Source organism: Chryseobacterium sp. 3008163, from assembly GCF_003669035.1.
In the GTDB taxonomy this organism is placed as follows: Bacteria; Bacteroidota; Bacteroidia; order Flavobacteriales; family Weeksellaceae; genus Chryseobacterium.
The window spans coordinates 4,023,446-4,048,490 of record NZ_CP033070.1 but is presented as its reverse complement, the minus strand read 5'-3'; the positions used below and the strand labels follow the sequence as shown (position 1 = coordinate 4,048,490).

16 protein-coding genes and 1 pseudogene are annotated in these 25,045 nt (G+C 36.7%); 2 read left to right on the top strand and 15 right to left on the bottom strand.

Features of this window, described 5'->3' with window-relative positions:
* The first annotated feature begins 135 nt into the window (after window positions 1-135).
* Entirely contained in the window at window positions 136-579 is a 444-nt protein-coding gene (locus EAG08_RS18725) for a nuclear transport factor 2 family protein (RefSeq protein WP_129536762.1), read from the top strand.
* Between the two features lie 58 nt (window positions 580-637).
* Window positions 638-1,264, top strand: a complete 627-nt coding sequence (locus EAG08_RS18720) for a hypothetical protein (RefSeq protein ID WP_129536761.1) — start codon at window positions 638-640, stop codon at window positions 1,262-1,264.
* A 93-nt stretch (window positions 1,265-1,357) separates the two neighbouring features.
* Here EAG08_RS18720 and EAG08_RS18715 read toward each other — a convergent pair whose 3' ends face one another.
* The 15 genes and pseudogenes from EAG08_RS18715 to EAG08_RS18650 form a co-directional block, all read right to left on the bottom strand.
* Window positions 1,358-2,509, bottom strand: coding sequence for an alpha-hydroxy acid oxidase (locus EAG08_RS18715; protein WP_129536760.1), 1,152 nt, complete (start codon window positions 2,507-2,509; stop codon window positions 1,358-1,360).
* Between the two features lie 86 nt (window positions 2,510-2,595).
* Window positions 2,596-3,981, bottom strand: coding sequence for an FGGY-family carbohydrate kinase (locus EAG08_RS18710; protein ID WP_129536759.1), 1,386 nt, complete (start codon window positions 3,979-3,981; stop codon window positions 2,596-2,598).
* A gap of 377 nt (window positions 3,982-4,358) precedes the next feature.
* Window positions 4,359-5,636, bottom strand: coding sequence for a TIM barrel protein (locus tag EAG08_RS18705; RefSeq protein WP_129536758.1), 1,278 nt, complete (start codon window positions 5,634-5,636; stop codon window positions 4,359-4,361).
* Between the two features lie 231 nt (window positions 5,637-5,867).
* Window positions 5,868-7,969: pseudogene (locus EAG08_RS18700) on the bottom strand (bifunctional aldolase/short-chain dehydrogenase).
* A gap of 287 nt (window positions 7,970-8,256) precedes the next feature.
* Complete coding sequence (locus EAG08_RS18695) at window positions 8,257-10,320, bottom strand: RagB/SusD family nutrient uptake outer membrane protein (RefSeq protein WP_129536757.1); 2,064 nt, start codon at window positions 10,318-10,320, stop codon at window positions 8,257-8,259.
* Between the two features lie 18 nt (window positions 10,321-10,338).
* Entirely contained in the window at window positions 10,339-12,510 is a 2,172-nt protein-coding gene (locus EAG08_RS18690; protein ID WP_228446649.1) for a SusC/RagA family TonB-linked outer membrane protein, read from the bottom strand.
* 26 nt (window positions 12,511-12,536) lie between these two features.
* Complete coding sequence (locus EAG08_RS22405) at window positions 12,537-13,382, bottom strand: TonB-dependent receptor plug domain-containing protein (RefSeq protein ID WP_228446648.1); 846 nt, start codon at window positions 13,380-13,382, stop codon at window positions 12,537-12,539.
* Between the two features lie 349 nt (window positions 13,383-13,731).
* Window positions 13,732-14,049 carry an L-rhamnose mutarotase gene (gene rhaM / locus EAG08_RS18685; protein WP_228446647.1) on the bottom strand — a complete coding sequence of 106 codons (318 nt, stop codon included), beginning with the start codon at window positions 14,047-14,049 and terminating at the stop codon, window positions 13,732-13,734.
* A complete protein-coding gene (rhaT, locus tag EAG08_RS18680) occupies window positions 14,049-15,140 on the bottom strand; it encodes an L-rhamnose/proton symporter RhaT (protein WP_129536756.1) in 1,092 nt (363 codons plus the stop codon). The genes rhaM and rhaT overlap by 1 nt, the downstream gene beginning before the upstream one ends.
* 315 nt (window positions 15,141-15,455) lie before the next feature.
* The gene (locus EAG08_RS18675) at window positions 15,456-16,619 is read right to left on the bottom strand and encodes a glycoside hydrolase family 88 protein (RefSeq protein WP_129536755.1); all 1,164 of its coding nucleotides are present in this window, start codon (window positions 16,617-16,619) and stop codon (window positions 15,456-15,458) included.
* Window positions 16,620-16,635: 16 nt separating this feature from the next.
* On the bottom strand, window positions 16,636-17,418 hold the full coding sequence (locus EAG08_RS18670; protein WP_129536754.1) for a rhamnogalacturonan acetylesterase: 783 nt from the start codon (window positions 17,416-17,418) through the stop codon (window positions 16,636-16,638).
* Between the two features lie 8 nt (window positions 17,419-17,426).
* Complete coding sequence (locus EAG08_RS18665) at window positions 17,427-19,307, bottom strand: rhamnogalacturonan lyase (RefSeq protein WP_129536753.1); 1,881 nt, start codon at window positions 19,305-19,307, stop codon at window positions 17,427-17,429.
* A 286-nt stretch (window positions 19,308-19,593) separates the two neighbouring features.
* The gene (locus tag EAG08_RS18660) at window positions 19,594-20,400 is read right to left on the bottom strand and encodes a lacto-N-biose phosphorylase central domain-containing protein (protein WP_129536752.1); all 807 of its coding nucleotides are present in this window, start codon (window positions 20,398-20,400) and stop codon (window positions 19,594-19,596) included.
* Between the two features lie 181 nt (window positions 20,401-20,581).
* Entirely contained in the window at window positions 20,582-23,359 is a 2,778-nt protein-coding gene (locus tag EAG08_RS18655) for a glycosyl hydrolase (protein WP_129536751.1), read from the bottom strand.
* 362 nt (window positions 23,360-23,721) lie between these two features.
* A complete protein-coding gene (locus EAG08_RS18650; protein WP_129536750.1) occupies window positions 23,722-25,044 on the bottom strand; it encodes a rhamnogalacturonan acetylesterase in 1,323 nt (440 codons plus the stop codon).
* Window position 25,045: the final 1 nt, after the last annotated feature.

Here is a 25,045-nt window from a genome sequence, read left to right as displayed (position 1 = left end):
AGCGAATGTATCAGAGCTTCATCAGCGACTTTGTCGCCATACTTTGCTACTTAAATAATAGGTCTTTTAGTTAAATCTTTGCGTTTAAACTTACACACCAACTCCCTTTTATTTAAAAAAAATAGTTTAATAATTATGATTAAAAAAATAATTTTTGCCATGAGTTTTTTGGTGGCCATAACTGTTTTCGGACAGAAAAAAATTGATACCCAAGCTGTGACAGATGCAGCAGAAAAACTAAGATTAGCGATGATTAGTGGTGAAAAATCTGCGTTGGAATCTTTGATTTTTCCGGAATTGACTTACGGACATTCGGGAGGTCATATCGATGATGCGAAGGAATTTGTTGAAAAATTGGTCAGCAAAAAATCTGATTTTTTGACGATTGATATTACCAAGCAAAACATACAGATCGTCGGAAATACAGCAATTGTCCGTCATCATTTTTATGCGACGACTGCTGATTTGGGGAAGGAACCAGGTGATGTAACTTTGGATATTTTATTGGTTTGGACGAAGGTTAAAAAGGATTGGAAGTTGTTGGCGAGACAGACGGTGAAATCGGAGAAGAAAAAGTGATTTAACTCTATGAAAACGATTTGTAAAATTTACTTTAAAATATTAATTTTAATTGAATATGAAAAAACAATTACTACTTTTCCTAACTTTAATTTTAATTACCAATTGTATGAGCAAAAAAATTGTTTCGCCAAAAGAAGATGAAAGACAATATGATGGAAAATTATATTTTGCGACTTATGATGAAGATAAATATCCTAGAGATACAATAAGTAATGGTCCAAATGATTCGCTTTCATTATTCAGAAACAAATGGTATTCAAAACATTTGAATTCACTAAACGAAGTACCTCTTTTTGATAAAAAGAATGAAAATTTAAAGATTGTTAGATATACAAATTTAGGAACGTGGTCAAATCCTTTTGTTTATAAAATGGAAAATCGAAATGAAGAAATATTTTTAACTTATAGCCAAAGCGATGGATTAGGCGGTTATCAAACAGGAAAAATAGTAAAAGAGTACACAAAGAAAATTAATGCAGAAAAATGGAATAGATTCATTTCAAAATCAAATGATGTTAATTTTTGGAACATAGGAACACATGATCCCAAGATAGTTTTAGATGGAGAAGAGTGGATTTTGGAAATTTTGATTGATGGAAAATATCATTTAGTCACCAGAAATAGCCCTAAAAATAATGGTGATTCAGAATTTGCAGAACTATGTAATCTATTGATTAACTAATTAATATTTAAAAATAGACCGTCTTTTGGAACAGTCTATTCTTTATTATTTTCTCAGAATATTTTACATCAAAACAAGTTCACTATTCGGTTTCTACCTCACCCTAAAATTCTGCAAATCCTCCGGCGTATCACAGCAAACCTGCTCCATGACCTGTCTGAACTGCATTTTCAACATTTCAATAATGTGATCACCTCCTTTATCGCCCAAAGCTCCGACTGAATACATAAAAGTTCTTCCCATAAAGGTAAATTCTGCGCCACAGCTTAAAGCTCGGGCAACATCCGGACCGGTTCTTACTCCGCTGTCCATCATGATTTTGATCTGACCTTTGTATTTTTCGCTGATTTCTTTCACCACGGCAATCGTAGATTCTCCCGCATCAAGCTGTCTTCCTCCGTGATTGGAAATAATCATTCCATCAAATCCTAAACGTACTGCTTCGGCTGCATCTTCATCGGAAGCAACGCCTTTGATGACCAACTTTCCTTTCCATTTATCACGGATGGCTTTGATTCTGTCTGAATTTAATCTTCCGGAAAAAGTAGAGTTCATGAACTGTCCCAATTGCTTCACGTTCATGTTTTTGTCCATGTATTTTTCCATCGTTTTAAAACTCGGTACGCCATGTTTCAAAATTTCAAGACACCATTCTGGTCTTGCTAATGCTTGGGAAATATTTCTGAAATTCAGTTGTGGAGGCATTGCCAAACCGTTTCTGATCTCTTTTGCGCGATAACCGAACGTAGGCACATCCGACAACACACACAAAACATCATACCCTGAAGCTTCGCAACGGTCGAGAATATCATCCCGCAACCATTCTTCTCTCGGATGATACAATTGATACCACGCTTTTCCTTCTGTCAATTCAGCAATTCTTTCGATACTGCTGGTCGTTACCGTACTTAAAACGAAAGGAATATTATGTTTAAAAGCTGCTTTCGCTAAAATTTCGGGAGCATTTGGCCACATTAATCCTTGCAAACCAACAGGAGAAATTCCGAACGGTGCAGAATATTTTACACCGAATAATTCCGTTTCCATATTCGCTTCCGAATAGTTATTATTCAGGTAACGCGGACGAAGCAGAACATCCCGCAATTCACTTGTATTTCTGTCGCGGTTGATATTTTCGTTACAGCCGCCATCCAGATATTCGAAAGCGAAACGGGGCATTTTCTTTTTTGCTTTTTCGATTAAAAGTTCAAGCGAAGCATAATTGGTATCGAATGGAAATGACATAATTGGTTGGTGGTTGATTGTTGATTGTTGTCGGTTTTTGAGATTTTGCCATCAACTGACAACGATCTACTGACAACTAAAATATTCTACAAATTTAAGATTAAAGGCTGAAGCACTTTCATCTGATAATGCTGCTGTAAAAAAGTTTCGTCTATTTTTTTGTTTGAAATTACCATCGAGGCACCCAAAGCCGATCCCAATGGAGAGTGCGTGGACATTACATTGTAATGCTGGAAATGATGTGACATCAGTTTCATAAAGACATCATTGTCTGTGAAACCTCCATCAATATAAATATTTTTAATTTCTGAATTTCCGATAGCATTAGTAATCGTATGAATCTGCAGATCCATTAACTCAATCATCAATTGGTGATAGGCTTCTTCAAAGGTTGCGAATGAATTTAAATCTGTTGCCGTGATCATTTTTCGTTTTAAAATAATGCCTTCAAAACGGAAATAGATATTTTTATTTTTCATCAGACGCAGATATAAATCCTGATCAAACTGCACTTCTCTGTGGAAACCATATTCTTTTCCATAGTAAGCACACAGTTTTTCAACCTGAATTTTATATTCATTCCCCATGAAAAAACGGGATGCTTTTACACGTTTTCCGTCGATTCTCATGTAATTCAGACAGTTGTTTTCGATATCTTCATCCGTTAAACTTTCATCGTTAAATGGATTCAAAGAAATACTCCAAGTTCCTGTCGAAAGCAATAAAAATGGTTCTTTTTTACTTAAAATATAGGGTAATAACGCTGAAGAACTGTCGTGAATTCCAACGCCAATTTTAATTTTTTTGTTTCTGTAAGAAGTGTTGATGCTCGCAGAAGTCGGAACAATTGGTCCCAATAAAGCATCGATTCCTTCTTTATAAACCCAGTCGTGGTAATCTGCTTTGTCGTAATCCCACAAATTGGTATGACAGCCAATTGAGGTAAATTCCGAAACACAAATTCCGGTAAACAAATATGATAAATACTGAGGTAAATGAAGGCTGTAACGGATTTTTTTGAAAACTTCCGGATGTTTATATTTTAACCAGAATAACTGCAGTCCGGAGTTCAGCATTCCGGTTTGTGGAGATGCAGTTTCGCGGGCAATTTTCAGTTTACTGCCATGTTTTTCATAAAATAAATCAAGAATATCCTGATCCATCGGTTTGGTGTAATTGTACAAAGGCGTCAGAACATTTCCTTTCTGATCTAGGTGTACAAAACTTGCTCCGTACGTAGAAAAATTAATGGCTTTTACTTCAAAATTTTCATCATCGAGAATGGCATTGAAATTATCTTTAATCCAGTTTTGGAGTGCAGCAAGATCTTCTGTGGGATAACCATCTTCATCGGTGGTAAGGGGAAGTTCGGTATATTCACGCACAACTTCTTTGTAATTTTTATCAAATAAAAAAAACTTTTTGTTGGTTTTTCCAATATCAAATACGATGGTTACCTTTTTTCTGGACATTCCTGAGATGAATTTAATGATTTATTATAAAATGGTTATTAGTTTTTTTTCAAATGTGAATTAGAATTGTTCTAATATTTTTTAACGCAAAGTGCGCTAAGATTTTTTAACAAGCTGACTGTTTTTAAGTTCGCAAAGGCTTTTCACTTAGCAAAGTCCTCAAAGATTTAATCTTTTTTGTTATCTTTAATTACAAAAGATTTAAAACCATCAAGGAGTGTTTAGTGATTAAAAATAATTAAGAAAAAAATCCACTGATTTCTTAAATAAAGAATTCATTATTAATTTTCTAAACACTCTGTTCTCAACGGTAAATAAGGATACATATAATTAAACTTTCGATTGCACCTGAAAGTAATTACCAAATAAAGCGGATTTTATAATCCGGTTGCTTTTGCCCAGCCTCTTTCAGAAATCAAGGTTTCTCTTACCTTTAAACTTCTGTAAGCAGCGATCGGGTCTAAAGCCGCGCCAGTCTGTAATCTTGCAGCTTTCAATAATGGACGAACGTCTGTTCTGTACGCATTTTGCAAAATATCCTGAGCTGCCACAACATCATTGTTCAGTTGTGCTTCTTTTAAAGCTTTCTGATCAACCAAAAGTGCCTGAGCATAAGCAATTAAAATTGCTTCCAAAGACTGTAATAAATCTTCCAAAGGATCTTTGATATTGTGACTCGCGTCAATCATCCAAGCCGGATAAGGATTGTTGGCGTTGTTTTCCATTCCATAGACCAATTCATTGAAAATCAAGAACAAAGCATAAGGTTTTATAGAACCCACCGTCAAATCATCATCACCATACTTGCTGTCGTTGAAGTGGAAACCACCTAATTTACCTTTATACATCAATGTTGCAACAATCTGCTCAATATTGGTGTTTGGTAAATGATGTCCAAGGTCAACAAGAGTAAAAGCTCTTTCGCCGCAAGCGTTTGCCAGCATGAAAGAAGTTCCCCAATCCTGAATGGTTGTTGAGTAAAAATTCGGTTCGTAAGGTTTGTACTCAATAAACAGTTTCCAGTCTTCCGGCATTCCTGCGTAGATTTCTTTTAAGCTTTTTTCGGTGTTTGATAAAGCCGTCTGGAAATTCAACTGACCCGGAAAACTAGCTCCGTCAGCCAACCAAACGGTTAGGCTTTTTGAACCTAATTCTTTTCCGATTCTGATTACTTCTTTGTTGTGTTCAACAGCATAAGCTCTTGAATCTTCGTTTACCGAATTTAAAGAACCGAATTTGTAGGAATGTTTCGCATCCGGCTGATCCTGAAATGTGTTTGAATTCATCGCATCAAAGATCAATCCGTGAGACGCTGCACTTTCTTTCAAAGCACTTACATCACTTGGAATATCCCATGGAATATGCAAAGAAACCGCTCCAGCAGAATGAGTCAATACGTGAAGCAAACCTACATCATCCAATTTTTGTTCTAAAACAGCAGGTTCGCCACCGTAAGAAAATCTTCCAAAACGAGTTCCGCCTGCTCCTAAAGCCCAACTTGGAATCGCTACCTGAAAATCGGCAATTTTGTTAACGATTTCAGCAACGTTTAAACCTGATTTCGTTAGTTTATTTTGTAGAAAATCAAAGTCTGAATTAAAGTTTTCAACTTCGTTTTTATTGTGTTGTTCAATGATATCTTTTTCTATAATCATAGTTTGATTTTTAAATTTTTAAATTGAAAATTTTAGTCTTAAACAAAAATTTAATTTTAAACCATTAAGATGGATTTAAGTTTTAAGATTGGTTAAGAAAAATAAATTTCTTAAGACACAGGCTTAAATTTGCTTGCAAATTCTTAATCATACTTAATTCTAAATTATTCTTAATGGTTCATTTTTTATTCCAGATTAAATCTGGCAATTTAATAATTATCTATTTTTAATTTATCTTGGGAAAGCATTCGCCATTCCGCCATCTACATTGATGATGTTTCCTGTTGTTTTATCTAAGATTGCCACACATGCGAAAACTCCGTTGGCGATGTCTTCAGGAAGGATAATTTCGTTTAATAAATTCCTTTTTGCGTAAAATGCAGGTAATTCTTCTACAGAAATTCCATTGGCTTTTGCACGACCTTCTGCCCAAGAACCTTCCCAGATTTTACTTCCAACGATTACGCCGTCTGGATTCACAACATTTACTCTGATTTTATCTGCTGCCAATTCTGCTGCCAATAATCTTGTCATGTGCTGTTGTGCTGCTTTCGCAGTTCCGTACGCTACGTTGTTTGGTCCTGCAACTAAACCGTTTTTACTTGCAATATTTACGATGTCACCACCTAAATTTTGCTTTTCATGATTTCAGTACCGCTTTTAGCCATCAAGAACTGACCTTTTACCAATACATTTTCTAATAAATCCCAATCTTTAGTTGTTGTGTCTTCCAAAGATTTAGAAATGGCCAAACCTGCTGAATGCACGATGATATCTACTCCACCGAAAGCTAAAACTGCTTCTTTAAATGCGTTCGCAATTGCTTCTTCACTTGTCACATCACAATTAACTGCGACCGCCTGATCTTTGCTATATTTTGCAGTTACAGATTCTACAGCTTCCTGATTAAGATCTGTGAAAACTACGACAGCACCTTCCTGAACCATTTTGTCAGCAATTGCCTGTCCGATTCCGCCACCAGCTCCGGTTACGATCGCAATCTTTCTTGACAATGGTTTTTCTTTTGGCATTCTCTGAAGCTTAGCTTCTTCCAACAACCAGTATTCGATATCGAATGCTTCCTGTCTTGGTAAAGAAGTGTATTCAGAAATGGCTTCTGCACCACGCATTACGTTGATTGCATTGACATAAAATTCATTCGCAACACGGGTTGTCTGCTTATCTTTTGAGAAACTGAACATTCCAACGCCTGGATAGATGATGATCACCGGATTCGGGTCACGCATTGCAGGGCTGTTTGGATGCTTACATGTTTCGTAATAGTCTTTGTATTCTTGTCTGTATTGTTCGAAAAGAGGATTTAATTTCTCTAAAATTGCTTTAGAATCGCTTAAATCTTCGTTTTTATCTAAAGTCAGCACCAAAGGCTGAATCTTCGTTCTTAAAAAGTGATCCGGGCAAGAAGTTCCAAGTGGAGCTAGTCTTTCCAAATCATTGCTGTTGATGTATTCTAAAACAACATCGCTGTCTGTAAAATGACCAACCATTCTGTTTTCAGAAGAAGCTAGACCTCTTAATAAAGGCATGATTTGAGCTGCTTTGTTTTTACGTTCGTCAGCGGATAGAGATTCTACTTTTTGTCCGCCAAAAACCTGTCCTTTTTCTTCGATTTTTTTAGCGATATACTCAGAAGCCATTTCGATCACTTCCAAACTGTTGATGTAAGATTCATAAGAAGTATCTCCCCAGGTAAATAAACCGTGGCTCCCTAAAACAATTCCTCTGATTCCAGGATTATCTGCTAAACATTTTTCCAACTGTAAGCCAAGATCAAAACCAGGACGCTGCCATGGAACCCATCCCATTGTATCACCCCAGATTTCTTTGGTAATCGCTTCGCTGTCTTTAGCTGCTGCAACTGCAATTAATGCATCCGGGTGAAGATGATCGATATGTTTAAATGGAAGTAAACCGTGCAACGGGGTATCAATAGAAGGAGCTTTGCTTTCCAAATCGAAAATACAGTGATCGAATAAACCTACCATTCTATCTTCGTCTGATAAACCTCCGTAAACATTTTTAAGATTTCTTAATCTTTCCGTATATAATCCGGCGATTCCTTTTCTGGTTAAAGTTCCGATGTCACCACCTGAACCTTTTACCCACATTACCTCAACTTCTTCGTTGGTCAAAGGGTCTTTTTCGATGGTTTTGCAACTTGTGTTACCACCACCATAATTGGTAATTCTTAAATCTGCTCCTAATATGTTTGAACGGTATAAAAATAAAGCCACCTGGTCATCTCCAAGAGAAGCCGCCTTACTTTCGTCCCATAAATAATCTACGTATTTAAATGTTTTTACGTTTTCCATTTGTTTTCTTTTTGTTTTCTGAATTTTACTCAAATTTAGATTGTTTTACCCGTTAGACTATCCCGCACTATACTGCTAAATCCTTTATTTAAAGATAAATTAACGTTTGATAATTTTAAAAATTACCGCTCTTATAAAACAACTTATTTTAGTTTAATTTCAATTAATATTTGTGATTAGATATGTGTTAAAATATAAACATTAAGAAAGTTTAAAAAATCTGTCAGGGAAACCATCAATTTTTCAACCTTCTTAATGTTTAAAATAAATTTTAAAAGTTTGGTTAATTAATAACCAGGAAGCTGTGTCAAATTCGGGTTGTCAATCATTGGGTGACCTGCAGACTGCGCCGCAAATGGAAGCAATTCTGTTTTATTCGGCACAAATCCGTAGAAAAGACCATCTCCACCGCCTTCGATCCAGTTCGGATAAACTCCACCGTTTTCAAATGATCCGGTTGGTTTTGTATAAATGATATTACCAATTTGAAGTGCATTAAATCCTGCTGTAAATCCTACAGCTTTTCTTGCGTTACCGTTAAATGTACTTGTGTATGCCTGGAACATATTTACAGGATACCATTTATCATCAGTAGTTGAAGTTTGTCCGTTTGCTGCGGCTATAGCTTTCAAGGTTACTTGATAAGCTGCGTAACCTGCTGAACTTGTTGGAACTGCCTGAACCTGTGCAATCTGTGTAGGATCTGTAAGTTCAATGTAAGTCACAGCCAAGAATGGATCTCCATAAACCTGCGCATTTTTATGATACTTGTAAAGACGATAGATTGGAGTTGATGCGAACTGGCCTGTACGGTTTGACAAGTTTTTCATTGCTGTTCTTGTCGCATCAATTTCACTAGCAATACGATTCATTCTGATTAAATCTGTACGAAGCATAAATTCGTCCGAGAACTCCCATTTACGTTCCTGAACAATAGCAGATTCAAATGCTTGCTGTCCGCTAGGAATTGCCATAGAACCTATGCCCGCGCGGTTTCTCACCTCCTGTAATGCTGCGATACCAAGAGCGGTAGGTCCGTTATTTAAATAATTTTGTGTTTCTGCATACATTAATAATACATCAGCATATCTGATGATAGGAATATTCAAATTACGTGAATCTGCAGCTTGTGGTTCTACACACCAAGAGATTCTAAATTTGCCTGGCATGATACAAGAGTATGTAGTTCCAACATCAACCCAGGTATCTGTAGCTGCACCACCATTTAAGAAATAAATACTGTAAGAAGTAGTTGCTACATCTCTACGTTTATCTGCTGCATTAAATGACAGATAGTAACTTGGAAGTATAAACTGTAATGCTTTACGAGAACCATAAGTTCCTCCTCTTGAACCCGGGTGTGCATAAACTCCAAATGCGGAGTTGGTATTGGGTCCGTATGAAGCAATATGCCAAAGCATTTCCTGGTTAACCGCTGCAAAATTTCTTCTGTCAAAATTAAACCAAAGAGCTTCAAAACCACTTTTACCTCCTGATGCCTGCACCAAGCTGTTAGTCCCACCATTAATTACAGAAGCTGCTGCTGCATCTGCAATTTGATACAATTGCTGAACTCTTGCATTATCCGGACGACGGGCCATTGTACCCGGTGTAGAAGTATTGAGAGGCCAACGAAGCGAATATCCTGCAGCATACAAAGCAATTTTCGCTAAAAGCGCATTGGTTGACTGTTTATTTAATCTTTCCGGAGTTCCGTTAGAAGTAGGCATGTTAGCAATAGATTCTTGTATATCGCCAATGACTTTATCGTAAATAACATCACGGGAAGCACGCTTAGGATATAGTGTACTAGGATCGTTAGGATCTGCCTCTTCCAAAGGAATCCAAATTGCAGGGACGTCGCCGTACACCCTAATCAGGTTGTAGTAACAAAAAGCACGGATTGCCTTCGCTTCTGCTAATAATGCATCACGCTTTGCACTTGCCGGCATATCTGGCAATCGATCGATGGCGATATTAGATCTCTCAATCACCGCATACATTGCAGCATAGATTCCTGTAATGGTATTTGGGGTTTTGGAGTCATATTGATAATTACAGATATTATATTTAGAATTATTGGTTGACCCATCTTCAGAAGAGTGAGTAACTGTGTCACCAGCACCTAACTGGTAAAACATTTCGGTAGGCACAAGACCTCTATATAAACCCTGAACAAAGGCATCAGCAGTTTCTATATTATTAAAAACAGATTCTGTATCAGAAGAGTTATAAGCCGGCTGATTTAAAAAATCATCACTACAAGAATTAACACCCAGACCTGCAATCAATATTGCGGGAACGATGATCAATTTTTTTATTAAATTATGTTTATTAAATATATTTTTCATGATCGAAACATTTAAATATTAAAAAGTAAGATTAATTCCCAACACATAGCTTCTGGATCTCGGGAACGAAGAATTATCATATCCCGGTGTCACTGTTACACCACTTGCTGCAGAAACTTCCGGATCAAAACCTGAATATCCTGTAATTGTCGCTAAATTATTAACCGTAGCATAAATACGTGCATTTGATAATTTAACAGCACTTAAGAATTCTTTAGGAAATGAGTAACCCAAAGTGACCATAGAAACTCTTAAATAAGAACCATCTTCTACATAATATGATGAAGGGTAAGTGATGTAGCTAGAATTGGTATTGCCTAAGCTCCAAAGTCTATCACTTTCATTAGGGTTAAGTTCTTTTAATCTCACCAAACTTGTTGCAGCCTGACCTGTATTGGGATCAACTACATGATAAAAATTGTCTCCAAATTCTGAAGGTACATTTTGGAATAAAGCATAAGGACTCATACTGTGCTTAGTTGCATTATAAACATCACCACCCACACTGAATTTCAAAAAGACTGCTAAATCAAATCCTTTGTAAGAAAAGTTATTGCTAAGACCACCAATAAAATCTGGTGTACCATTTCCTATTTTTACCATTTTTCTGGTAAACTGATCTCCTGCTTCATTATCTGCAGCAAACTTGATATCTCCAGGTTTAGGTGTTCCGGAAGCCGGTTTCACAACTCCGGGCTTCAATGTCAATGTTCCGTTTCCTGCCTGAGTAAAATCATCAGTAGTATATATTCCTTGGTAAACATATCCGTACATGTCTCCTAATTCTTCTCCAACGGTTGCATAATACGTTACCGTTCCAGCTCTGTTGCCTCCCGCAGCGAAAGGTCTAGAAGTTCTTCCCTCTTCTAATGACAACACTTTTGACTTATTAAATCCAATATTAGCATCGGTAGACCATCTGAAGTTTTCAGATTTTAAGTTGACAGAATTCAAAGTAAATTCCATACCTCGGTTTACCATAGAGCCTACATTCTCAAAATTACTTTTATATCCTGTAGACGCAGGAAGCACAGTTTCCAACAACATACCACTTACATTGTTATTATACCATTCAGAAGTTAATTTAATTCTGTTGTTAAATAAAGCAAGATCTACTCCTATGTTTGTAGATTTCATCTCTTCCCACTGTACACTAAGATTACCTAAAACACTGCTTGTGACCAAAGCTAAATTCCCTACTGTATTATTCGAAGGATAATCGGTCCCTACCACATTGGTTCTGAATACGTTGTTTGGTATACTGTTATTTCCAACAATTCCATATTCAAATCTGAATTTTAAATCATTGATATAATCTTCAATTTTAGAATTTTTCCAAAAGCCCTCTTCAGAAGTTCTCCAAGCAAAAGCTGCGGATGGAAATACTCCAAATTTATTACCTGGACCAAATTTTGACGAGCCATCTCTACGAATAGTTCCGGTTACAAGATAGCGATTATCATAACTGTAGTTGATACGTCCAAAATATGATATTAGAGAATTGCTAGATTTATCTGCATCTTTATCAGCCACTGTAGCATTGGTAATATCATCTAAACCATAATTTAAAATAGTAGGGAATTTTATCAGTCTCATGCTACTGCTTTCACTTTCCTGATAGATTATTTCATTACCAATTAAAGCAGTAATTCTATGTTTCTCACCAAAAGTTTTATTATAGGTTAAAGTATTGGTGATTTGATATCTGTATGCTTCAGAATTACCTATACTCCCATTAATCCCGGTATTAACAGGGTCTGTAAGAAATGCACGGGAATTTTTATCTGAGAACGAAGTAGATTTACTGTTCGTCCAGTTATAAGATCCTGCGGTTCTAAATGTTAAACCTTTCATTAAATCAAACTCAAGACCTACGTTAGCCAAAAATGTTCTCACACGTCTGTTTGAAGTAGATGCTGCAGTTTCTATATATGGATTTTCTGTATCGAAAGAAGAATCTAAACTTGAGAAATCACCAAATGTTTGCGTATTGAATAACTGATCTTGATTAAACAAAGTTCCTCCTGTGATAGGCTGAAGAAGAATCTTTTTCATTCCCGAATAAGCTCCTCCTCCGTTCACAGAGTTTGAAGTAAACATAGAGCTGAAGTCTAACCTTACCCCTTTATATAATTCAGAATTGATATTTGCACGTAATGAATTTCTTGTTTCGCTGAAGTTTTGTAGCAAACCTTGCTGCTTATTGTAATTATAACTTAAAAAAACTGCGTTTTATCTGTACCCGCAGAAACATTAACGTTATGGTTTTGAGTAAGTCCGCTCCCTCCAAGCATTTTTTCCTGCCAATCTAATGCCGGTGCTGATGCGTAACGGTTACTAATCCTGTTAAAAGCACCTGTATAAAATCCAGGTGAATCTATACCTAGACTATTATCAAAAACATTACTCCACTGGGTAGTTTTACCCTGAAGCTGAGCCATTTCATATTGATATTTTACATACTGTTCGGCATTTGAAATCATATCCAATTTCTTTGAAAGCATATCAAACGCCATAAAAGAATTGTACTGAATGGTCATTCTTCCTTTCTTACCGGTTTTGGTCTTAATAACAATAATACCATTAGAACCACGAGAGCCATAAATGGCGATAGCAGAAGCACCTTTTAGGACATCAATACTTTCAATATCATTGGGGTTAATAATGTTCAATGCGTTATCAAACTGAAAACCATCTACAATATATAAGGGTTCTGTACCTTGCGTGATAGAAGCACCACCACGAATAGTAACATTGGCACTTGCTCCGGGAGCACCACCAGCCGTCACAATATTTAATCCGGCAGCCCTACCCTGCAAAGCCTGAAGTGCATTCATTGACGGCGTTGCCGCCAAATCTTTTGCAGAGACAGAAGATACAGATCCGGTAAGGTCAGATTTTTTCACTTTACCATAACCGATAACAACCACCTCTTCGATATCTTTAGTATCTACTTTAGCAGTATCACTTGCTGCTTGTTGTCCGAACATAAAGCCAGACGCAAGCAAAAATAGCGGTGCGATGAGTGGCTTAAAATTCTTCTGTTTAATTATTAGAGACATATATTAATTTTTATTTACATTACTTATTTTCTGTCACCAAAGTACACCGTTGCAAATGTTTTGGCATCCTGCCTTATCCTGCATTGTAAAATTCATAATTTTTCTTAATAATTTATATATTATTACAATAAAAACAATATATATTATCAATTTAATTATAAAATTAGATAAATTATTTAAAATAAATAAGTTGCCAGCCAGTGTGACATTTGTCATATTTTAACATCTTATATTTTCAAAATTTGAACTCAATTACCAAAAAAGGCAACTGAAAAAAATCAGCTGCCTTTTAAATTTCGCATAAACCTCTAAAAAAATATTTTAGCTTGTTTAAAAAATGTATTATTAATTATTTTAAATAAAAAACTTCTGTCAAAGAAATGCTTATCGGAGAATTATCTTCGTTGGTCTGCATCAGATCTTTCATGTAATCCCACCATTTTCGCATAATCGGTTGAAGCGGAATATTTTGATATTTAATTTCATCATGACAGTCTAAAACGCCAAACAAAACGCCAGTTTCTTCATCTAAAAAGATAGAATAATTGGCAACACCGGCATCTTTCAAAAGGTCTTTGATTTCTGGCCAGGTTTCCTCATGACGTTTTTGATATTCAGCTTCTGAACCTTTGTTGAGAAACATTTTGAAGGCTTTTCTTCTCATCATTATCTCAATGAATTTCCGTAACCTACAATTAAAATTGATATCAATAAAACAAACATTCCGGCAGAAATGGTCATAATTGTTTTTTTGGAAACACCTTTCCATTCTTTGATGATTACCCCCCAAAGGTTGGCAATTAAGATAATGAATGCCATGTGCAAAATCCATGAGCTTGCGCCATTCCCCATTTTGCTTTCTCCCATTCCGTAGAAGAAAAACTGGAGATACCACATCGTTCCTGCCAATGCACAGAAAATGATATTTTTTACTACAGGTACATTTTTTTTGGTATAATCTGTATACGATTTATTTTTAAAAGCTAAGTAAAGACAGCCAATAAGGTTAGAAGCCATACCACCCCACAAAACAACAATATACGTCACGTTATTCTGAAAAAGGAATTCTCCCTGATTTGGGTTGGCAACTTTCCAAGCTTCGTTGGCAACCATTGCCATTGGCTTTCCTGCTTCTAAACCGAAATTGAAACAAGCACTTAAAACTCCGGAAATAATGGCTACCGTTAAACCTAATCCAAATTTATACTCAGTTTTTATTGTTACACCGTGTGGATCTGTTGTAGTTTCGTTTTGAAGTTCCTTATCCTTCATCACGCCAGCTTTTCCGCTGATGACAATTCCGATCACACAAACAAAAAGTCCTAAAAGCACCATTTGCCCCCAAGAACTAGAAAGCATTAAACCTATATTGTCTTTTCCGGCCTGCGGAGAAAATTCATAAAAAATAGACGGAACGAGTGAGCCAATGACCATCGTAAGCCCCAACATAATGCTGCTTCCCAATGCGACGCCCAAATAACGAACACCTAAACCATACATAAAGCCGCCGATTCCCCATAAAGCACCGAATAAAAAGGTCAAACCTACTATTGATGAACTCGCATTCTGAATAATATCCCAAAATCCGGGAATGGTAAGATACGCTGCCAATGGCGGAACAATAATCCATGAGAAGGTTCCTCCAATCAACCAAAACGTTTCCCACTGCCATCCTTTCACTTTTTTGTAAGGCAAATAAAAACTTCCCGAAGAAAAGCCTCCCAAAAAATGAAATAAAACTCCTAATAATGCATTCATAAATTTATTGTATTGGTTGAGTTTGAAAATTAACAAGATGTAATCGATTGCGCATCTTGTAGTGTCATGCTTAAATTTTTTGGAAAAATAAGATTTTTTCTAATGTCATGCATATATTTTTCAACCTACTGTTTTATTGACAGTTATATTGATTTTAACCATATTTTCACTTAAATTATTTTGCTGAAAACAACGTTAATTCTTTATTATCTTCAATTTTTAATAATATACAAGCGACATCCAGTATTAAATTAACAAAAAAAGACTTAACAATTTTCATCATTAAGTCTTTCAATTTGGTTAAAAATGAAAAATTTATTTCAATTTATACACTTCGCTTCCGGCAAGCAACAAGCAACCTAAACCGTAATCTTCAAAATCGGGTTCTTTGCTGATAGAAAGTGGCTGACCGTCTTTCGGTTCTTTTCCTGTTCCCTGTACCCAGCCTAAAAATCCGTTGGGCTGCACAGAATCTTTTGCGATTGCATTCCAAGCTTTTACTAAAACTGGTAAATAGGTTTCTCTGTCAATTAATCCATTGTTCACGCCATACGCCATCCCGTAAACGAAAAGTGCAGTTCCGGTCATTTCCTTTCCACCGAAATTCGTTGGGTCATGTAAACTCACATTCCAGAACCCATCTTCTCTTTGAATAGGAAGTAAAGCCGCCAACAAATCTTTGTAATCCTGTAAATATTCCTGATAATGAGGGTCAGACTTTGGAGTATCTTCCAATGTTTTCGCCAAAGCAGCCACTACCCAACCGTTTCCACGGCTCCAGTAGCAATCTTCACCATTCGGTTCTTTGTAAGGTGGAACAAAACTTTTATCTCTCCACCAGATTTTGTCTGCCTGATTGTACAAACCATTTCCTCCGTGCTTGTACTTTGTGTAGGCATACATTTCGTAATTTTTATCGAAATACTTTTGCTCACCTGTGATTCTACCTAATTTCGTGAAAATCGACATTGACATTTGAAGTGCATCAATCCACCACCAATCGTCTACTTTTGGAGTAGCAATCATACTATCCATCGAGGCTTTTATGTTTTTAATTCTTTCAGGATGCTTTCTTCCATCAATTTCATAAAGGTCGATATAAGTTTGCCCGCAAGCCTGATGATCGGCATTTCTCGTGTATGTACCGCGCATTAAGTCCCATTTGTGATTATTTGCCCAAGACATTGCATAATCGTAATATTCTTTCTTAGGGTCAACTTTGTACAAAGCAATCAATCCTTCATAGTAAACCGCGCGCGTCCACAAATTACTTGGCCAAACTTTTTTGCCGACAATGTCTTTGCCCGTATCCGGCCACTTGTTCATAAAATATTGATTGGCTCTTCTCGAAACCTCCAAAACTTCTTTTTTGTTGGGAAGTTCTACTACTTTGCTTGCCGAAGCATTCTTCTGTACCGAACACGAAGTCATTCCTCCGATAATTAGTGCAAAAAAACTCGCTGTTAATAGTTTTCTCATAAGTATATATTTATTTTTATTTTCTTTTTAAATAATTCCTGAGTTCACATTTCTTTAAATCCTGAATGCCTTTTGCTACCAACTCAGCATTGAGAATGGCTCCCGCTTCATTGGTATGCGTATGGTCTTTAGGGAAGAAAGCTTTTACTTTCTCAGCTCCCATTTTCTCATATTTCTCGATAACCATTGCATTTAAATCTAAAAAATAAGCCCCGGTCTGTTGAGCAACTTCTTGCGACCAGATTCCGTACTGATCTTTTTCAATTTTGCTTTTTTCGTTAAATTTATTTCTTGGAATTGGTGAAACGATGATTGGAATTGCACCTTTAGATTTCACCTCATTCGCATATTTCCTCATGTAATAACCATACGTGTAAACCGTCTCATTTACTTTCCTGATTGGATTATAGATATCTTTAGACTCATCTCCGATTCCTTTTATCGTACCTCTTGCCCTCAAAGTATCATCCAATGCACCACCATCGTTATGACCGAATTGCATCAAAACATAATCGCCTTTTTTAATGGTTTTCATAATAGAATCCCAACGACCTTCTGTTATAAAAGTTCTGCTGCTTCTGCCACCTTTTGCATGATTCTGAATCTCAATTTTTGTAGTATCTAAGAAAAGATTCATAAAACTCCCCCAGCCCCAAAGCGAATCCGAGCCTTTCCCCGAACCGTTTTGAACCGTAGAATCTCCGATGATATAAAGCACCGGTTTATCCTGAAGTTTTTGAAATGATTCTCCAATCAGGATGACCAAAGCAATAATTGGGATGATGAATTTGATTTTCATTAATGATTTTATTTTTTTAGAGTTACAGTTGAAATATTCGGTTTTGGCATTTTCTTAATCGATTCATCCAAATAATAATCGGTATGTGGTGGCTGATTATAGCCTACATTTTGCCATACGATGCTCAAACGGTATTGAGGGTTGTGCATCAAAGTATATAATCTATGTTTCGTCGGAATTGTTGTAGAAAAAATTCTTAATTCCTGATTATCGGCTGTTCTGTATATTACTTCTTCACGCCAATCTCCGAATAAATCTGCGACTAAAGCCGGATTTTTCTTCGTTCCGTTATTCGATTCACACTGGAAATTTTTAGCATCAAAAATCACGTTTGACTTTTCGTTTTTCCAATCCCATTTTGAGACGTTGGTTCCATCTAAAATTTCACTTAAAAAATCACCATCCCAATAAATTCCCATATTTGCAATTGGGTTTTTCTCGCTAATTTTTTTTCCTTTCGTATTATAAATTCCTTTCAGTCCGGCTCCGGCTGCCCAGGATTCTGAACCTTCACAACGAGGGTCAACATTTAAAGATAAACCTCTTCCCGGACCTTGGAATTTGCCTTGTTTGCTATAAACTGTAGATGGTAATTTCCATAACACTTTTCCAGTTTTCCCATCTCTGAAATGTGCTCCCGCATCATCAAATCTTTCCTGAATATCAAAAATTTCCAATCCTGGATTTGAAGGATCGAAATCTCCAACGTGCAACGCATCGCCGTGACCGTAACCTGTGCTGTTCAACACTTTTCCGTCATCATCGACTGTCATTGCTCCGAAAACAATTTCATCTTTTCCGTCGTTATCAACATCTGCAATGGTCAGGTTATGATTTCCTTGGCCACGGTATTGTTTATTATCTTCTGAACTTTCTGTATCAAAAAGCCATCGCAAACTGAGTTTTTTATCTTTATAATCCCAGGCTGCAATCGCTGTTCTAGTGTAATACCCTCTCGACATAATCACACTCGGTGTTTTGCCGTCCAAATAAGCCACCGCTCCCAAAAATCGGTCAATACGGTTTCCTTTTGCATCGCCCCAGGTTTCAGTCATTTGTTCGTTGGTTGGATTTAAACTGCCCCCAAATCTTGGAACTTGATAATTCACCGTGCTAATTTCTGCGCCTGTTTGTCCATCAAAAACCGTCAGATATTCCTGTCCGGAGAGAATCATTCCGTTCTCATTGACGTAATTTTTTGTCGGGTCGCCTATGAATTTCCCTTTACCGTCTTTGCTTCCGTCGGCGGTTTTCATTACGATTTCAGCTTTGCCGTCCTGGTCTAAATCATACACCAAAAATTGCGTGTAATGCGCACCTTCCCTAATATTTCTCCCTAAATTAATTTCCCACAAAAGCTTTCCATCCATTTTATAAGCTTGAATAATTGGCGGGTCTGTCTCTCCTTTTTGGCTGTTGTCTTTTGACCTTCCGGTTTGATGAAGAATGATTTCATACTCGCCGTCGCCATCCAAATCGGCTACTGACGCGTCATTTGGCGTATAACCTGCAGACGTTTTCAAAGGAATTGAAAAATAAGGTTTTTGATTGGCTACATATTTTGCAGAATCGATATCAACCGATTTATCTTGTGTATTTGATTTGACGAAATAGGTATAGTTCTTTGCTTTGTCAGCGGTTTTATCTAAAAAATTCGTCTCGTTTGAAAGTGGTTTTTCGTTCAGCTTTTTGGTTGAGTTATTTTCAGTTCGGTACAAATCAAAATGGGTATTTTGAGCTTCAGTACCGAGCAAACGCCAACTCACAAAAACGCCTGAATCTGAAGGTATGGCAACAATTCCTCGTTTCAGATATTCCATTTGTCTTTGTGCAGACAGGAGTTCTGAAAAAAGAATTGCACCTAAAATAAATTTGAATTTTACATTCATAATTCTTTGATTTTATAAGTTTTGGCTAAAGCCTATTTTCTATTTTGATTTATAAACGTGCTAAAGCACGTTCCTTTTGATTTTTATCCTTGTCAAGGTTTAAAAACCTTGACAAGGATTTTCACATCGAATCTCTCGCAGCCCGACTTGAACGGAGCTCTTTTTGTGAGGAGAAACGACGAACAAAAAAGCGGGAGTCCTTCGACAAGCTCAGGATAAATTACAGGCGGATAAAGCTTTCCAAATAAAATTTACCAAACCGCTTCAACCGATTGCACACCTTTAATTATTTCTTGGCGGTCTGCTTCAACAGCCACTTCACCCATTCCTCAGTTCCCTGATAATTCGTAAAATCTGCGGGTAACTTTTTGCCGTCGATGTACTCGTTGTAGCACCAAGGGTCACCCAATGCGAAAATCGTCCCTTTGCCAATTTTTGCGATGGCTGCGATGTTTTTACCTTCCGCAGACAGCAATTCTTTCGCCGGACTTTTCACGGAAACTGTTGCGACTTCTTTCATATATAATTTCTGCTCAGAAAAAATTTCATTTCCTGCTGGAACCATTACTTTTCCCTGCTCAAATTCCCTTTTCTGTACTCTGTTATAACTGTCTTCATTGAAATGAATTCCGAATTCCTGTGCCAGTTTATTGAAATGTTCAAACTCAGAATTTCCTTTATCGTTGCTCATTAAAACCAAAACACCGCCTTTTTTCACCCATTCTGTCAGGTTTTTGATGCTTGTCGGGTCAATCAGATTCGCCTTTCCGCCGTACGCTTCTTTGTCAATATCGGCATCTACGATGATGTAAATATTAGCGTTTTTCAAATCTTTTTTTGTTGGAGCAGTTGTGAGCATACTGATTTCTGCGCCCTGTTTTGTAAAGATTTCCCCCAACAAAGAAAACCCGCCGTTACTGGTGTCATTCCAAGTGTAATGCCACGATTCTAGGACTTTGGTTTCCTTGTTTTCCTTTTTTTCGTTGTTGAAAAAGTTGTCTAACACGACTTTTGGTTTCTGCTGGGCAGTGGAAAAACTGAAGGTCAGTAAAGTTCCTAATGCGAATATTTTTATGATATTTTTAGTACTCATTTCTAATGTTTTATTTTTTGAATTCTTGAATTTTCGAGTTCATATTCTATTTATCTGTTTTCTTAATAATTTTTAACGCAAAGTCCGCAAAGTTTTTTTTTACTACTAAATGTTTTTAAGTTACACAAAGGCGTTTCACTTAAATAAGAACACAAAGTTTCAAATCTTATAATCCTAAAATTTATTTTGAATAATGTATTGGAATTAATTGAATTTCGCCATCCAAACCTGAAGGTTGCACTTTCCAATTGGATGCGTCAAACGGCTTGTAGTTAATATTCACAAAATTGATTTCGTGGTAATTTCGCCATTGGATTTTCTTTTGGTCCATATCACGGATTCGGTTCGCCATCAAGTTACAAACCTCGATTTTAATAGTGTTTTTTCCTTTCTTAAGATATTTTCCGATGTTGATTTCATACGGAATACTCCAGACAATCCCTGCGTCTTGACCGTTGACAATCACTGTTGCACTTTCGTAGAGCTTATCAAATTTCAAAAGGTAATCGTCAGCGTTTTTGTTTTTTAATTTTAAAGTAGTCGTGTAAATTCCGGTTCCTGAAAAACTCTGTGTTGAAGAATCTTCTGTGAAGTTTGTCCAAGGTTCTAGTTTCTTCAAAGTTTTTGATTTTGGAAGTTCCGGGCCACCTTCCTTGAAAGTCAGTTGCCAAAGTTGATTTAAAGCAATCGGCGCATCGGTTTTTTCACTGTAATGCCATTTTGCAATTGAATTATCTGTATTTTCGGAAGCTTTTATAATTAAAGATTCACCAGATTTTAGTTGAATTCTAACCGAATTATTCTGTATTTCACCAATTCCAAAATTTCCATTTTCAGGATTCATCAAAGTGACTTGCTTTCCTGTAAAATTTAAAGGAATATTTTGATTGATTTCCTTTGAAGTGTGGTTGACGATGTAATAATATTTTCCGCCGTCAAATTGTCTTCTCACAAATTTCAACCCAGTATCGGTCAGTTTTTCTCTTTCAATTTTTAAATATTCCAAAGCTTTCGCAACATCAGAACTTAAAACAATTTTTCCTTTACCAACGTTAGCAAATTTCAAATTACCATCTTGGTTTTGAAACAAAATTTGATTCCATAAAGACTTTAACTGCGTTCTTCTTTTTTCGACTTCAAAGTTTCCGGGAATATCTTTCGGTTCGTTTTGAAAGATGATTGATGCGCCGTTTTGAGCTAAATCTATTATGCTTTTTAAAGTAGATTCCGGCAGATACGTCAGTTCAGGAATAATTAAAACCTGATAAGCTGAGCCTTCTTTCGAAACCTGAATTTTCTGATTTTCCGACTTTGATTCGTCAATCATTTTATCCGAAATCATATCGAGAGAATACCCCATTTTACTGAGCTTATTCATATTTTCGTACATCGGGGACGGCACCAACCATTTTTCCACATTATGAACTTTGAACGTCACATCCTTCCCTTTCGGACTCGCCCATTGGTCATAAATCGGCCAGTACATCAACAGTTCGTTATCCGATTTCCCGCTTTGCAAAACAGATTGCGTGCGTTCAATATAAGAATTTAATCCTTTCAGATGTGGCCATAAACTGTTTTCAGGAACGAAATTTACGGACGCATAAAACAACCATCCAGGAAACTTCACATCAGCCGGAGTATAAGTCGTACCGTGATAAAAAACGTGGTTGATTCCCGATAAAAACACCTGCTCTACTTCCGGTTTGGCCTGTGACCACGAGGTTTTGAAATGCTCTGTCAGCCAGGTAAAAGTTTCGTTGGAAGTTAATTTTTTGCCTGTCACATTTGCTGCCGAAGAAGCAAATTTCAGCATATTGAAATCCGGCATATCTGATTTCTGAATGTCCGCAGTATCTCTTTTCAAACCTGGAATTTCAAAAATCGAACTTCCAAAAGTTTCAGATTCAGGAATGTCAACTGCTGCGTATAAATCCAACAAATTCCCCGGCGAACCGTGTGCCTGATTGGTATTTTTAGAGTTTTTGGAATGCGCCCAGTTGGTAAAATCTTTGGTAAAATTATTTAAAATCAGTTCATTCAGAGTTTCTCTATAATCCGATTTTACCCTTCCTGCAGTTTCATTTTCCTCGTTACTCACGAGATATTTGATGAACGGACTTAAATCATAGCCTCTTCTTTTTTTGAATTCATTTAAAAAATCCGACGCCCAATCGGCGTTGTAAACCTCGTAACTGTCATTGAAAAAAGACCTGATTCCGTAGTTGGAATTTCCAAACGCCTTATCAAAAGTTTTCAGATAATCCTTTGTCGCGTCCGGCGAAAAGTGGTCTAAAGTGTAACCTTCGCCGCCAGGAGCAGCACGTTTCACTTTTTGTAAAGTTTTACCGACAAAAACTGCGTAAATAGTCCATTTTCCTGAACTTGGCTTCCAGTTTAAAGTTCCATTAGTATTGATTTTATCCGTTAAAACTACAGCTTCATTTTTTTCATTGTAAGCTGTAACAACATCGAGTTTTATTGTTTTTAAATTCTTCTGTTTCTCGTCTTTCAAAACGATTTTATCTGAAAATTTTTCACTTGATGCAATCGTATACGTCTGAACAATCATTTTTGTCGCTGCATCCTGTTCATCAACCTGCGGTCCGCCAATAGGCCAACCTGTTCCTACCGACATATCAACGCCCATACTCAGACTTTTTGCTTTGTTGGTCGTGAACTGAAGCATTTTCATCCATTCCGGAGACAAGTAATTAAGATATTGTTTTTCGAAACCTTTTGCGCCGTAAATAGGAACAATTTCTACGCCTCCGAAACCCGCTTTATTTAAAGTAGTGAGTTGCTTATCCAATCCTTTTTCGTCGACAGCATTTCCCATCCACCACCACCGCGTCCAAGGTTTTGCGGTCTCGGTAGTTTTTGGCCATGGGTTTTGTGCCGAGAGATTTCCGAAGGCAAAACAGATGAGACTGAGTTTTATGATATTTTTGATATTCATTTTTACTTTTTTAATTTAACCACAGTTAAAATTAACCACAAAAGTCACAAAAGATTTTGGACACATAAGTTATTTTTAAGTGAGTAATTCGACTGTTTAGAAGAACACATTAGTTTTGAAAATCTTTGATTTTCTTCTAGGCTATATCACGATTTCGCCCTTTCAGGGCTCGTTCACAATTTCTTTCACTTTATCATTGGGCTTCACCCAATGCTTTTGATAACGTCCTTTCAGGACTTACCTATTTCATCTAAATTATTTCCCCAACCCTAAAGGGAGTAATTTTGTTGAACTCTTCACAGAAATTTTGCTCCCTTTAGGGTTGGGGGAAACAAAATTTCTTTGAGAATCACTCTTAAATCCTAATTCCCATCAGGCTTTAAAGATTCCATAAAAACAGATTCCGGCCAGTGGAACTCTTTAATTTTATCAGGTTTATTTGGGTTAAAATTTTTATCAATTTTTGAAATATATTTCTTTAAAGGTAAATTTTGGTCAATGATAGATTTCACTACACACTTCGCCAATTCGTAAGCCCCGTAAGTATTGAAGTGCGTATCATCCGCCAAAGCGGTCGGCTGATTGGGATAAGAATTTGCGGGATAATGCACGAATGCTTTCTTTGCTTCCTCCGGTCCCATAGCTTCGAATAGGGTTTTGCTCAAAGTATTCAAATCGATTAAATCGACTTTTTCTTCTATTGCAATTTCACGCATCGCATCAGGGAAATCATCTAAAGTATTGACGATTTTACTATTTTCGTCAAAAACTCTGCGATTCATTGAGGTAACCAAAACAGGAATTGCTCCCAGTTCTTTTGCTTTTAAAATCCATTCTTTCAATCTTTTTCTGTAACCGGATTTTATACTGTTGCCCGCTTTTTGATCGTTGTGACCAAACTGAATGAACAGATAATCTCTAGGCTTTATTTTATTCCAGATTTTATTGATTCGATGGCGGTCTTCAAAGGCTTTGAGGGTTTCTCCGCTTTCAGCATAATTGGCAATCACGACTTCATTCGGAACAAAAAAATACGGCAACATCTGTCCCCACGACGCCCAAGGTTCGTACTGCGCATCTACAACCGTGGAATCGCCGGTCAGATAAATGGTTTTTGCCGTTTTATTGGGCTGAATAAGAACCGAACAAACTTTCGGAGCTTTGTCATTGAATTCAATCGTTAGCAAATTGTCCCAATGCAGATATTTTCGTTCTCTTGGTTTCAGTTTTACAATTCCGATTTGAGTTCCGTCCTGATTTCGGATGATGCTGTCTTTAACGTGAACTGTGATTTGTTTTTCTAGGATTTCACCTTTTTTCGTTTTAATATCATTCAGCATCAAACGGCGGTTTTCTACTCGCACGGTTGTTTCCGAACTCCCTTTTGAATCACCAAGATTTAATGTAATATTATAATTTCCCTCAGGAATTGCAACTGAAAAATAAAACGTTTTGTCGCTGGTTATAAAATCTCCCGTCAAAGCATTTCCGCCATTATCAACAGATTTCAAACCGGAAATATCCATAAAACCGTAGCCGATTTTTTTATCAAATTTTGAGGTTGATGTTATGGAAATAAATCCGTTTGCGGTTCTGTCTGTACCAAAATCAAACTTGAAACTCGTCTGTTGCGCGAACAAAAACGAACCTAAAAACAGCATCAAAAATTTTATCCAGTTCTGCATC